Genomic DNA, 11580 nt, shown 5'->3' on the forward strand with positions numbered 1-11580 from the left:
CTATAAAGCTGGGACTTCAAATGATTGAAGACTCTCCACTCCTGCGCTTACTCAATATAAGCAAGCGCTGGTACAGCTGGGCTCAACATAATGAATTCAAACTGGAATACCTTGTTGTCCATGCAGATGAATAGGGAGGATTAAGATTGTTCTTGGTTAACATACGATGAAATATCAATCCAGGCGATACGCCAGATATGGTTTCCACCCTCGGGCTTCACAGAAAGGATTAGTTTTGTGCCGCAGGGAAACCATTTTGCATGTTGGCAATCGAATCTCGGATCGGTTACGGCCACTGGAGCCCCAGCAGGGTCGGAATCGTTATAAATAAATATTTGGTAGCCGTCTCCAGTTGAAGAATTACGATATGACTCAAAAGCGACCCGATTTCCCTTGGGTGACCAGGACGGAGCTCGGCCTTGGAAGCTGGGTTCAAAATTATGGAGTTGCTCCACAGGCTCCAAGGGCGTAGAGAAGTAAGTTCCATCATCTTTTCTCTTGCTCAAGAAGATATAGTTGTAATTTTGGTTGTAGCAAACTTCTTTTTTGCCATCTTCGTTAGGATGCCATGTTTCAATTGCCGACTGCCCGGCAAATGCAACAGTATTGTAGTTCGTGGGGTCTGTTGAGGGCATTCCACCGTACATATTATTGTTTTTACTGTCTTTGCCATTAATATTGCTAACAGATATTTCCCGTGAGTTGTAACTGTAAAGGCAAGTGTGTGGGTGGGGCTTCAAATTTTGATTTTGATTCATTGCGGCCAGTGTTGATCCATCTTGAGACCATGATCCATAAATAAGATGCTTGGTGTTATTTAATCTTGTTGACTCCAGGCCATCGCACCTGGTCGTATTCAAGTATTCACCTTGACAGTAAACAATTTCACCTGAAGCCCAGCACCAGTCATTACGTGTCTGTGGGGCGGGATCGTTGGTTTTAAGGAAGCGGGTTGGCTCATTTTGTTTAAGGTCATTTATGCAATGTAGAATTTTAGGGTTATCATTCTCCCATCCTTCAAATATTGCTGTATTTCCGTCAGGCCCGATGCTTGGTCGATATAGGTTTAATTTAGTGTCGGGTGCAATTATATTTAGAGTGGGGTAGCTAGACATAGGATTCATCCCTGCTTAGGCTAATGGCCGAAATGCGTGTGATGGTAGAGTAATTTGAGACTTTGGAAATTTAGCACAATAAGTTAGAAACCCTTGACTTTCTCTGTATCAGATCTGTATAAAACCCCATGCTGGGATAAATATGCAGATTCTTAGCTAAGTGGCCCGAAACCCGCCCAGTGCGGGCTTTTTCATGCCAGATTGTCGAGTTGGCGTGTAAGTTGATTTTGCTGTATAAGTATACAGCCTGTATGTATTGACAGTATTTGTGTTTGAGGAGCTATATGCTCATAGCTGCTTTGGTTTTCATGCAGCGATCATCCTTTCTTTAAACCGGCCCCCCAGCCGGTTTTTTTATGCCTGAAATTTGAGACTCCTATGTTCCAAAACGACTATTTTACCGAGTCGGAATTGGCCTGTCGTTGTTGTGGCAAAAATCATTTTAAAGATGAAACGTTAAAGCGCCTGATTAGAGTCAGGGAGCGCTTTGGCAAGCTAATGATTATCAATTCTGGCTACCGCTGCCCAGTCCATAACGCTAGGTTAAATGCCACTATGACCCATACCACCGGGCAGGCTGTTGATGTTCAGGTGGCTTTAGGTCGAGCGCACCGACTAATCCGAATTGCTCTTGAAGAGGGTTTCACCGGCATAGGAGTTAAACAAAAGGGCGCTATCGGTAGGCGATTCCTTCACTTGGATGACCTTGAACCAATACCCGGCAAGCGCACCCGCCCTACAGTTTGGAGCTATTGAGAGGAGGGCGGTAATATGAGTCAGTCCATGTAAGAGTTAATGAATTTTTAGGTGGCGAGCTAAAAAGCATGGAATAAGTAGAAAAGTATATATTAGCTATCATGCGGTCGTTGTCGCTTACGACACCTGATTAACTAAATAAACCGGCCGCTGAGCCGGTTTTTTAGCATGGGAGTAGTTGCGCTTTGGCCCATCAGTACTGTGGATCGAGCTGATAGATGGTGCATGATCCGTCGGCATCAGTGTATACAGTTATTTCTCTTTGACCGCTCGCCCAAGAAGCTAGGGCTACTGAGATCATTACTGAATCTTCTTTATTGATTCTCATCAAGTTGTGAGCTGGACTGTCGCAATTAGCTGGGACCCCTGTGTCCAATCTAATCAGTAGCGAGGTTCGGCTACTTGCCATGTAGTTCATTGTACCTGTTATAAGATGATCAGCTGAGATTGCAGAAGAGCTCGCAACTAACAAAATAAACAATACGAAGTATTTCTTGAAGGTGTAAATCATACTTATATTCCTGATTTTTATTTCTCAATAGCTAGTTGGAATTGGCTTAAGTTCTTTAAACCACAAGTCCGGTTTATAAGTGGGTACTGCTCTGAGCTTAAGCTATAGGGGGCAGAATTAGACTGAATTCGGTGGTTACCTGTCAAGACTGCTGTGTTGCTAGCAAATCCCGATAAATTGTCTTTTTGTGACATGAATCTGATCCGGTCACAGAGTTTGTTTTTCGCCAGCATAGTGTTGGTCCCGGCGAATACAAAGTCACAATCTGGAGCTACTAATGAATTGGAAAGCAATTGTTAAGAGTGTGGCCCCAACACTGGGCGCCGCTCTGGGTGGTCCTGTTACTGGAACAGCGGTCAAGTTCCTCGCCGAGCATCTCCTTGGTGATAGTGAAGCCCAAGAGCAAGACATAGCTGAGCTTGTATCTAATGCGAGCCCTGAGAGGTTACTAGAACTCCGCAGTCTTGATAATGAATTCAAGCTGAGAATGCGAGAGCTAGACATTGATGTATATGCGCTTGAGGTTGATGACCGAAAGAGCGCGCGTGATATGGGAGTAAAGAGTGGGCTTGCTGCTCAGATGGCCTTATCCATTGCCTTCATAGGTGGCTACTTTGCTCTGCTGTTTGCCTTATTCAGTGGTGAAGTAACCCTAAGCCCAGAGCTTCGAGATATGTGCGTATTGATGCTCGGAGTTATGACCGGGGAAATCCCCCGAGTCATGGCCTTTTGGTTTGGTTCTAGCCAGGGCAGTAAAGAGAAGACCCACGCACTGGTGAAATGATGACCTTCCACGACGCAATGCGCGAAATACTGGATAAGGTTAGCTATATGACTGCCATTGGTGCTGGAACTCTCGCTGGTTGGCTTGCGGATAACTGGTTAGGGCTTGCTGGTGTGCTGATAGCTGCGGTTGGTCTGATGGTGAATTGGTATTACAACCATAAGCGCTTGAAACTGCAGGAACGGCAGCAAGATGAAGCCTCATGAAGGTTGATGTCAGCATTGATACTTCAGCGTTTGATAGTGCCTCTACCGAGTTACAGCGCCAGCTGCCCTATGCCGGCTCTGTAGCTCTGAACAATGTGGCCTTTAGGATTCGCGGGGAAGAGCGTTCGGCTATGGGCCGGGTTTTTATGAACCCAGTTAGGTTAACCCTGAATTCCGTCCTTATAGGTAAGGCGACCAAGCGCTCTGGTCGTGCCAAAGTTTATATTCGTGATCATGCAACCAAAGGCACGGCGCCCAGCAAATACTTAGCTCCAGCTGTGTTTGGTACGGACCGCAATGTAAAGCGATTTGAGAGGGCTTTATTCTATGCCGGCTTGTTGCCTCCTGGAATGTATGTGGTTCCTGGTGAGGGGGCAAAGCTGAACAAGCACGGCAATATCACGGCGGGCACCTAGACCAAGATCCTGTCGCAGGTGCGGGCCAGCTCTGATCCCATGCAAAACACAACTAATAGCCGGCGCAGTAAATCCAAGCGCGGTATTACCAAGGGTTACTTTGCCGGAAAGATTGAGGGCACCCTGGGTGTATGGCAAAGGGTAGGGTACAAGCGTCGTAGATCGGTCAGGCCCATTCTAATCTTCGTTAAAAAGAAGCCAGAGTACCGCAAGCGTTTTCCATTCTTTCGAATTGCTGAAGGCATAGCCCGAAAGCACATCCCCATTGAACTTGAAAAGGCCATGGATCGCGCATTGGCAACCGCGAAGCAGCGCTGAACTGCATTTCAATGGGTCCTCCTGAGAGGGCAAAAACACGGGTAATTCGGCCCCCGCTTTTTTAACAGATATCTGAAATTTCCTAGGGGGTTATACCTTGGCTGGCGATATCTCTCTTGATGATCAGGCCACTCAGTCGGGCTTCGCTCGCTTGGTTGGAGCTTCACAGCCGGCAATTGCCAAGCATGTGCAGGCCGGTGTGCTTACACAAGGGGCAAGTTTTAAGGTCTGGCTACAAGAATACTGCGAGCGACTACGGACAGAAGCCGCTGGCCGTCAGGTTAGCGATGCTCGCAACTGTCGCGATATGGCCCAAGCTATTGAATCTGAGGCGAATGCTCAACTGAAAATGCGCGAGCTGTACAAGCAGGATCAATTAATTCTGGATATTGAGTCTGTACGCAAGGCCATGGTGGAGTGGTCCACCATTGGAAAGAATGAATTTTTAGGAGCGGTGGAAAGCATCCTTATTGCTATCGAGAGCCAGCATGCAATTACCATCGACCGCGAACCCCTACAGCCAAACATTGACACTGCCCTCAAAGCTATTAGCAGTTACCAGATTGAATCTGAAGAAGCTGGTGAAGGAGGTGCGCCAGACCTGGATTCCGCAGCCTAAAATTCCACTGATTGAGTGGTTGCCAGAAAATATCAAACTGCCCTCAGAGGATAGCGACAACGCCGGCTATTACCGCAACGATTATGTCCCTTATTTTTGGGGCGTGATGCATGCGCTGGATAGCCCGATATCCTGGATGGTGGTGATGCAGAAAGCCGCGCAAATCGGCTGGACGGTTTTGCTGGCCACCGATATCTGTAAGGTCGCCGTGACCGACCCGGCCCGCATCCTGATGCTGTTCCCCAAGGATGAAAAAGGGCGGCTGTTTATGGATGAAAAGCTGGTGCCGATTATCGAAGGTTCGCCGGCGGTGAATCGGGTAATAGACGTCACCACCAGCCGCAAGGGCGGCAGCCGCTCAACGCGGAAGAAATTCCCCGGCGGAGAAGTGCGCACCATCGGCTCCAACTCCATCTCCAATGTGAAGTCCACCACAGCCCGCCGGGGCTATGTGGAGGAGCCGGACGATACCAACAAGGATGTCGGTGATCAGGGCGACTCCATTCGCCACCTGCGCGAACGCCTCAAGCGCATGCGCAATAAGAAACTGATTATTGGTGGAACCCCTGCGGTTGCCGATCTCTCCCAGGTTGAGCATTACACCAAACTCGGCACCATGCGCGTACTGCCGGTGACCTGCCACGACTGTGGCGAGTCCCATGTACTGGATTGGGAAAACGTCAGCTGGCTGGAAAAAGAGGGCGGTACTCCACACCCGGTATTCGGCCTACACCAACCGGAAACTGCTATCTATGGATGCCCGGAATGCGGCAGTCGCTGGGACGATTACCGCCGCCAGGCCAATATCCTGCAGACTTGTAAAACCGCGCGGGAGAATGGCGATGACTTTGCGGGTTGGGTAAAAACTCAATGCGGTGAGGATTTCGCCGAGGATGAAATCGAACCGATAGAAACCTTTATGGAGCTATCGGAACTCTATGTGTGTATTCCTGGCACCGGCCTTGCCGATGTGGTGCGGGATTTTCTCGAAGCCGAACACGAAGCCAAAAGCGGCGATGAATCTGCGCGTATTGTTTTCCAGAACAACAAACTGGGCAGGCCCTACCAGTATGCCGCCAGCCGCTTGTTGGACCACGAAAAACTACAAGAGGCCGCTGAGGATTATCCGGAATTATTCTGTCCCGCTGGCGGCCTGCTGGTAACCATCGGCATTGATGTACAGCACGACCGTTTGGCGATCACCATCCGCGCTTTCGGCCGCAATGAAGAAAGTTGGTAGATGTACTGGGGTGAGATCGATGGCGATACCGCCGATAAGCAAGATGATTGCTGGGCTGCCCTGGATAAGCTGGTGTTCCAAAGCTTCACGCACGAGCGCTTTGGAGAAATTCGCGCAGCGGCGGTCAGTATCGATTCCGGCGATGGTGGCACCAGCAATGCGGTGTATCACTGGGTAAGAACCCGCGATAAAAAATATCGTGGTGTTCTGGTGATGGCCATCAAAGGCGATAGTAAAGACTTGGGTGCCAAGGAAATCTTTACTCAACCCAGGCAAGTAGATTTTAAAAACCCTAAACGCCGAACCAAGGCAGACCGCTATGGCGTAAAGGTTTATATGGTTGGCACGCACAAGGCTAAAGACCTGATCGCCAAGCGTTTGCTCGGCACCAGTGCTTATATGCATAGCTGCAAACATGTGCGGCAGGATTACTGGGAGCAGGTAACCGCCGAAGTTAAAGCGCCCAGTAAAAAGCATAAAGGGAGAGAAACTTGGCAGCCGCACCCCGGCAGACCCAACGAAGGCACCGATACCGAGGTCTACGCCCTACATGCCGCCCACGCCATGGGTATGCACAAATACAACGAGAAAAAATGGTCCACCATCGAATCGCGCCTGGGCCAGCGCACCCTATTTAGTGAACCTCAACAAATACCTGAACAGCCTAAACAGCCCAAGCCAACCGCAAAAAACCCAAGGCGGCCCGCACAACCTGCCGGCTCCCTACTGGATAGTTAAATGTCTAAAACTGCACAAGAGATGTTAGACCTCTATATCGAGGCCGAGATAGACGTGCTCGCCGGAAAAACCACAGTAATTAATGGCCGGCAATTTACCGCAGAGAACCTGCAGGAGATCCGCGATGGCCGACAGGAGTGGGAGCGCCGCGCACGTCAAGAAACCTTAAAGGCCGCCGGCAAACGCCGCGGCCCCGCCTACGCGAATTTCAATTGATGAATAAATTAGATTCTGTAATCGGGTTCTTTGCGCCGGAGGCTGCCTTGCGCCGTGTGCAAGCCCGGCGCGCCTTGGAGATCGCCGCCGCCTATGAAGCCGCGCGACCCAGCCGGCTGAGAAAGAACCCCGGTGATAACCGCAGCGGCGATTTAGTGCTTGAAGGTAGTGTGGAAACGCTACGCGGCCAAGCCAGGCGCCTGGAGCAAAACCACGATTTTGCCTTTGGCATTCTCACCACCCTGGTCAACAACATCGTTGGCCCGCGCGGCATCGATGTGGAATTCCAACCCAAGACCCGGGATGGCGATATTCATGAAGACCTCGCCAGCCAAATGAATGATGCCCATCAAGAGTGGGCGCGGCGCCCGGAATGTACCCGGCAATTTAGCTGGGCCAAATCCCAACGGCTTTTATGCAATACCTGGCTGCGGGATGGGGAAACCCTACTGCGGCACTTGCAGGGTGCGGTGCCCGGATTAAAGCACCGTACCTCGGTGCCTTACAGCATCGAATGCCTGGAACCGGATTTCCTGCCGGTGGATTACAACGATCCCAGCAAACGCATAGTTCAGGGTATTCAAAAATCTGCTTGGGGTGAGCCCTCAGGATTTTGGCTGTACGACGAACATCCGGGGGCCTCATTTAACTGGCGCATGAAGCGCAGATTCCACAGTGCTGAAAATATCGAGCATTTGAAGTTTGTGCGCAGGCTCCATCAGACCCGTGGGGTCTCCATCTTTGCCGCGGTAATGAATCGCCTAAATGATATTAAAGACTATGAAGAAAACGAGCGCGTTGCCGCCAAGATTGCATCGGCCATGGTTGGTTTTATTCAAAAGGGCAGCCCTGATACTTATGACGTTGAGTCTTATGGTGAGGATGGAAACCGCACTTTGGATATCCGTGCCGGTGCCATCTATGACGATCTCCGTCCCGGGGAATCAGTCGGCACCCTCCAAAGTAATCGCCCCAGTGGTCTGCTAACCCCGTTTTTAGAAACCATGCACCGCATGGCCGCCGCCGGCACTATGGCCAGTTTTAGCAGCATTAGCAAAAACTACAACGGCACCTACAGCGCACAGCGCCAGGAGCTGGTAGAGCAGTGGGCTAACTACGAAACCCTCAGCCTGGAATTCTGTGAGGACATCGTAGAACCTGTGACCCGGCGTTGGGTGCAAATGGGTTTACTGGCTGATGCTTTTCAGGTGCCGGCTGATGTTGATCCGGCAACCCTGATGCACATCGATTTTATTACCCCGGTGATGCCCTGGATTAATCCAGCCCACGAAGCCAGCGCTGATGAAACCCTACTGGAAAATGTTCTGGCCAGCCCGCAGCAGACCATCCGTCGCCGTGGCAAAAAACCTGATGACGTTGTTAAACAAACCGCTGCTTGGCAGAGAAAGCTGCAAGAAAACGATATCAGCACCCCAGCCAAACACACCGCTGTTCCCCAAAAACAAGTTGAACCTGAATCTCAATCTGAACCTCAATAGGAGGCAGCTATGCCCAAGAAATCCTGGTACAGCATGACCGCTGCCGCCAACAACAGTGAAGCCGATATCTATCTTTACGACTCCATCGGCTACTGGGAGTTGACCGCAAAAGATTTTGCCCGAGATCTCAAAGCACTCGGTGATGTCAGCAAGATCAATCTGCATATTAACTGCCCCGGTGGTGATGTGTTCGACGGCACCGCCATTTATAACCTGCTCAAAGATCATAAGGCCGAGGTGGAAACCTGGATTGAAGGCATCGCAGCCAGTATGGGTAGTGTGATCGCCCTCGCCGGAGATACCGTCCACATCGTCGAGAATGCCTATTACATGGTGCATAACCCCAGTGCCGGTGTCCGAGGTGATGAGCGTGCCCTGGAAAAAACCAAGAGCCTGCTGGCAAAAGTGAAAACCACCATGATTGGCCTCTATTCCTCTCGCACCGGAATGTCCGATGAAGAGGTTAGCCAAGTAATGGATGATGAGACTTGGTACACTGGCGCCGAGGCAGTGGAGGCCGGCTTTGCTACCGATACCACAGCAGCAGTGGAAATGGCTGCAAGCTTCAGTGCTGATCACTTAAACCAATTCAAACATACCCCGCAAGCCATCAACGCATTAGTTGTGCAGGGGACAGATCCCGTTCGATTCCCGTCTGCAGTTGAAGGCAACCCAACCCAAACCAAGGAAGCGCAGACCATGCCTAAATCCAACCCCGCATAGCCGGGTGCAACCACCGACAACGGGGTTACACCAGAAATGAAAGCCCAGATTGCCGCCGATGCCAGAGCGCAATTTGCAGCAGATGAGCAAAAGCGCAAAGACGATATCAAGGCCGTTTTTAAGGGCTTCGAAGCGCACGGTGCCGTAATGCAATCCTGCCTGGATGATATGGAGTGCTCAGTGCAGGGCGCCAAAGACAAACTGCTCACCGCCCTCGGCAATCAAACCCCAACCCCAGTACAAAGCTACAGTGTGGTCGTGCAGGAAGGTGAGGGTATTAAACGCATTAAAGCCGATGCAGAAAATGCCATTGCCATGCGCGCCCTCGGCGAAAAGCGCAGCGAAGGTAACAGCTTGGCAGGCTATACCATGCTGGAAATTGCCCGCATGTTGATGCACGCCCACGGTCAGAACCTAGCGGGTCTGGATAAGATGGGCATTGTTGCAGCAGCCTTTACCCACAGCTCTGGAGACTTCACTACCGTCCTCGGCAATATCGCCAACAAATCTATGCTCAAAGGTTATGAAGAAGCGGCGGAGGTATTTCCACAGTTTACCGCCACCGGCAACTTGAGCGATTTTAAGATCGCCACCCGCACTGATCTCGGCTCCTTCCCAACTTTAAGAAAAGTGGCTGCAGGTGCAGAGTTTAAATATGTCACTATGGGTGAGCGTGCCGAAACCGCCGTACTGGCCACCTATGGTGAGATGTTCTCTATCACCCGCCAAGCCATTATCAACGACGACCTGGGAGCCTTCACCCGCATCCCCCGCAAAATGGGGCTCGCCGCTGTGCGTACAGTTGGCGACCTAGTATTCAGCATCCTGATCAACAATCCCAAAATGGCCGACGGTAAAGACCTGTTCCATAGCAGCCACGGGAATCTGGCAGCTGCAGCGGGTATTAATACTGCCAGTCTCGACGCCGCCAGGGTGTTGATGGGTAAGCAAAAGGATGGCGATGCCTTCCTGAATATTCGCCCCAAATATTTAATCTGTGACCTTGCCGATGAGGGTGCAGCAAAAGTTGTATTGGAATCCGAGTTCGAAGTAGGTGCTTCTGAGAGATCCAACACTGTGCCCAACAGTGTGTGGAATATGGCCAGCGTGATTTCTGATGCACGCCTGCACAACCACAATGGCTGGTATCTCAGTGCGGACCCCAATATGCACGACACTATCGAAGTGCTCTACCTGGACGGCCAGCAAGCCCCAGTACTCGAGCAGCAAAACGGTTGGAATGTGGACGGGGTGGAATTCAAGGTACGCCTTGATGCGGCCGCGAAAGCCTGGGATGCTAAAGGCATGGTGAAAACACCCAAGTCCTAAGACCAAACTCGAACCGAACTAAACCTTAAAGAATCCGAAAAGGGCTGCACATCGCGGCCTTTTTTATTGCAACAGTTCTAACCCAAGCGGGGAAAAGAAATGGCTAAGAATTTTGTACAAGACGGGCGTCTGCTCGATTACATCAATAACACCGGTGCAGCTATCGCTTCCGGCCAGGTAGTGGCCATCGGCGCAGTACTGGGTGTGGCGATGGACGATATCGCCGAGGGTGAGTCCGGCGTGATCGCTATTGAGGGCGTGTTTACCGTACCCAAGGTATCCGGCGCAGTGATTGGTCAGGGGCAACCCCTCACCTGGGATGTTTCCGCAAAAGCCTTTGATGATGCTGCAGCTACAGCCGCAACTGGCGATATCACCGGCCCCACTGCCTTCGCTGCAGAGGCAGCCGGTAATGGTGCTACCAGCCTAGCAGTGAAGTTTACCGGCGTACCGGGAACCGTGAAGGCCTAGGTGATCCATGGACCTCGACCAGAGAGCCGCAGAGCGCGCGTTTCGTAAATGGGGCAAAGCCGCTACCTATAAGGATGGTAGCAGCGGTGCACCTATTTCTTGCCGGGTAATAAAGGATCAGGAGATTGACGAGTTCGACGATGAAGAGCGAGTGCGGGTGCCGCGTATCGAATTGAGTCTATTGGTCAGTGAAGTCGGCGCTTACAGTCCTGAGGCGGTGATTACGCTTGGCGGTGTGGCGTATAGGGTACGCAAGCGTCTGTCGGATGAAGGGATTGTGCGGCGGGTGCAGGTGGATGGTTAGCCTAAACCGACAGATCGGCATGGGATTTATGATCACCGTGACTGTTATTTTTTGAGATTGCCCAAATTGGCGAATAAAACCAGTAAGATCAATGGGTTGAGAGAGCGGCAAAAATTGTGGATCGTGGTCACGATGACCACTTTTCTAGATGGGCCTATGGTGCCAAATGATCGTAATTTATTGATTTAGTAGAAGAAGACGGCGTGTTGGCGTAAATTTGTATCAGAAATAGTGGTCAAGGAAATAGTAGTCATGATGACCACTATATAAATGTTGTACAAACCCGCTACGCGGGAGTGGTGCCACTTTCAAATTATAAGAGGCATTTTAGAAAA

General features: G+C 50.8%; 13 protein-coding genes and 1 pseudogene. 13 read left to right on the plus strand and 1 reads right to left on the minus strand.

Annotation, left to right across the window (positions count from 1 at the left end; genetic code table 11):
• Positions 1 to 140: 140 nt before the first annotated feature.
• On the minus strand, positions 141 to 1124 hold the full coding sequence (locus ACCI49_RS17290; RefSeq protein WP_371840374.1) for a TolB family protein: 984 nt from the start codon (positions 1122 to 1124) through the stop codon (positions 141 to 143).
• A 369-nt stretch (positions 1125 to 1493) separates the two neighbouring features.
• On the opposite strand from ACCI49_RS17290, the gene ACCI49_RS17295 reads away from it, so the two are divergent.
• The 13 genes and pseudogenes from ACCI49_RS17295 to ACCI49_RS17355 all read left to right on the plus strand — a co-directional run bounded on the left by ACCI49_RS17295 (position 1494) and on the right by ACCI49_RS17355 (position 11245).
• Entirely contained in the window at positions 1494 to 1871 is a 378-nt protein-coding gene (locus ACCI49_RS17295; RefSeq protein ID WP_371840375.1) for a D-Ala-D-Ala carboxypeptidase family metallohydrolase, read from the plus strand.
• A 788-nt stretch (positions 1872 to 2659) separates the two neighbouring features.
• Positions 2660 to 3166, plus strand: a complete 507-nt coding sequence (locus ACCI49_RS17300; RefSeq protein WP_371840376.1) for a hypothetical protein — start codon at positions 2660 to 2662, stop codon at positions 3164 to 3166.
• The gene (locus ACCI49_RS17305) at positions 3166 to 3372 is read left to right on the plus strand and encodes an HP1 family phage holin (RefSeq protein ID WP_371840378.1); all 207 of its coding nucleotides are present in this window, start codon (positions 3166 to 3168) and stop codon (positions 3370 to 3372) included. Before ACCI49_RS17300 ends, ACCI49_RS17305 begins: the two co-directional genes overlap by 1 nt.
• On the plus strand, positions 3369 to 3788 hold the full coding sequence (locus tag ACCI49_RS17310; protein WP_371840379.1) for a hypothetical protein: 420 nt from the start codon (positions 3369 to 3371) through the stop codon (positions 3786 to 3788). Before ACCI49_RS17305 ends, ACCI49_RS17310 begins: the two co-directional genes overlap by 4 nt.
• A gap of 39 nt (positions 3789 to 3827) precedes the next feature.
• Positions 3828 to 4106: a hypothetical protein gene (locus ACCI49_RS17315; protein ID WP_371840381.1), complete on the plus strand. Its 279-nt coding sequence runs from the start codon at positions 3828 to 3830 to the stop codon at positions 4104 to 4106.
• 97 nt (positions 4107 to 4203) lie between these two features.
• Complete coding sequence (locus ACCI49_RS17320) at positions 4204 to 4725, plus strand: hypothetical protein (protein WP_371840382.1); 522 nt, start codon at positions 4204 to 4206, stop codon at positions 4723 to 4725.
• Positions 4697 to 6703: pseudogene (locus tag ACCI49_RS17325) on the plus strand (terminase gpA endonuclease subunit). The gene ACCI49_RS17320 and the pseudogene ACCI49_RS17325 overlap by 29 nt, the downstream one beginning before the upstream one ends.
• On the plus strand, positions 6704 to 6919 hold the full coding sequence (locus ACCI49_RS17330; protein ID WP_371840383.1) for a DUF6148 family protein: 216 nt from the start codon (positions 6704 to 6706) through the stop codon (positions 6917 to 6919).
• Positions 6919 to 8418: a phage portal protein gene (locus ACCI49_RS17335; protein ID WP_371840384.1), complete on the plus strand. Its 1500-nt coding sequence runs from the start codon at positions 6919 to 6921 to the stop codon at positions 8416 to 8418. The genes ACCI49_RS17330 and ACCI49_RS17335 overlap by 1 nt, the downstream gene beginning before the upstream one ends.
• 9 nt (positions 8419 to 8427) lie before the next feature.
• Positions 8428 to 9141, plus strand: a complete 714-nt coding sequence (locus tag ACCI49_RS17340) for a head maturation protease, ClpP-related (protein ID WP_371840385.1) — start codon at positions 8428 to 8430, stop codon at positions 9139 to 9141.
• Between the two features lie 36 nt (positions 9142 to 9177).
• Positions 9178 to 10470 (plus strand): phage major capsid protein, encoded by a 1293-nt coding sequence (locus ACCI49_RS17345; protein ID WP_371840386.1) that lies wholly within the window; start codon positions 9178 to 9180, stop codon positions 10468 to 10470.
• Between the two features lie 99 nt (positions 10471 to 10569).
• On the plus strand, positions 10570 to 10941 hold the full coding sequence (locus ACCI49_RS17350; RefSeq protein ID WP_371840387.1) for a DUF2190 family protein: 372 nt from the start codon (positions 10570 to 10572) through the stop codon (positions 10939 to 10941).
• 7 nt (positions 10942 to 10948) lie between these two features.
• Positions 10949 to 11245 (plus strand): head-tail joining protein, encoded by a 297-nt coding sequence (locus ACCI49_RS17355; protein WP_371840388.1) that lies wholly within the window; start codon positions 10949 to 10951, stop codon positions 11243 to 11245.
• Positions 11246 to 11580 lie beyond the last annotated feature (335 nt).

Source organism: Microbulbifer epialgicus, from assembly GCF_041447265.1.
GTDB lineage: Bacteria > Pseudomonadota > Gammaproteobacteria > Pseudomonadales > Cellvibrionaceae > Microbulbifer > Microbulbifer epialgicus.

What these genes read in the sequence shown, in the direction of transcription:
- ACCI49_RS17295 (WP_371840375.1), top strand. Translation starts at nt 1,494, where the DNA reads ATGTTCCAAAACGACTATTTTACCGAGTCGGAATTGGCCTGTCGTTGT.
- ACCI49_RS17330 (WP_371840383.1), top strand. Translation starts at nt 6,704, where the DNA reads ATGTCTAAAACTGCACAAGAGATGTTAGACCTCTATATCGAGGCCGAG.
- ACCI49_RS17305 (WP_371840378.1), top strand. Translation starts at nt 3,166, where the DNA reads ATGACCTTCCACGACGCAATGCGCGAAATACTGGATAAGGTTAGCTAT.
- ACCI49_RS17310 (WP_371840379.1), top strand. Translation starts at nt 3,369, where the DNA reads ATGAAGGTTGATGTCAGCATTGATACTTCAGCGTTTGATAGTGCCTCT.
- ACCI49_RS17335 (WP_371840384.1), top strand. Translation starts at nt 6,919, where the DNA reads ATGAATAAATTAGATTCTGTAATCGGGTTCTTTGCGCCGGAGGCTGCC.
- ACCI49_RS17345 (WP_371840386.1), top strand. Translation starts at nt 9,178, where the DNA reads ATGAAAGCCCAGATTGCCGCCGATGCCAGAGCGCAATTTGCAGCAGAT.
- ACCI49_RS17350 (WP_371840387.1), top strand. Translation starts at nt 10,570, where the DNA reads ATGGCTAAGAATTTTGTACAAGACGGGCGTCTGCTCGATTACATCAAT.
- ACCI49_RS17315 (WP_371840381.1), top strand. Translation starts at nt 3,828, where the DNA reads ATGCAAAACACAACTAATAGCCGGCGCAGTAAATCCAAGCGCGGTATT.
- ACCI49_RS17355 (WP_371840388.1), top strand. Translation starts at nt 10,949, where the DNA reads ATGGACCTCGACCAGAGAGCCGCAGAGCGCGCGTTTCGTAAATGGGGC.
- ACCI49_RS17300 (WP_371840376.1), top strand. Translation starts at nt 2,660, where the DNA reads ATGAATTGGAAAGCAATTGTTAAGAGTGTGGCCCCAACACTGGGCGCC.
- ACCI49_RS17290 (WP_371840374.1), bottom strand. Translation starts at nt 1,124, where the DNA reads ATGAATCCTATGTCTAGCTACCCCACTCTAAATATAATTGCACCCGAC.
- ACCI49_RS17340 (WP_371840385.1), top strand. Translation starts at nt 8,428, where the DNA reads ATGCCCAAGAAATCCTGGTACAGCATGACCGCTGCCGCCAACAACAGT.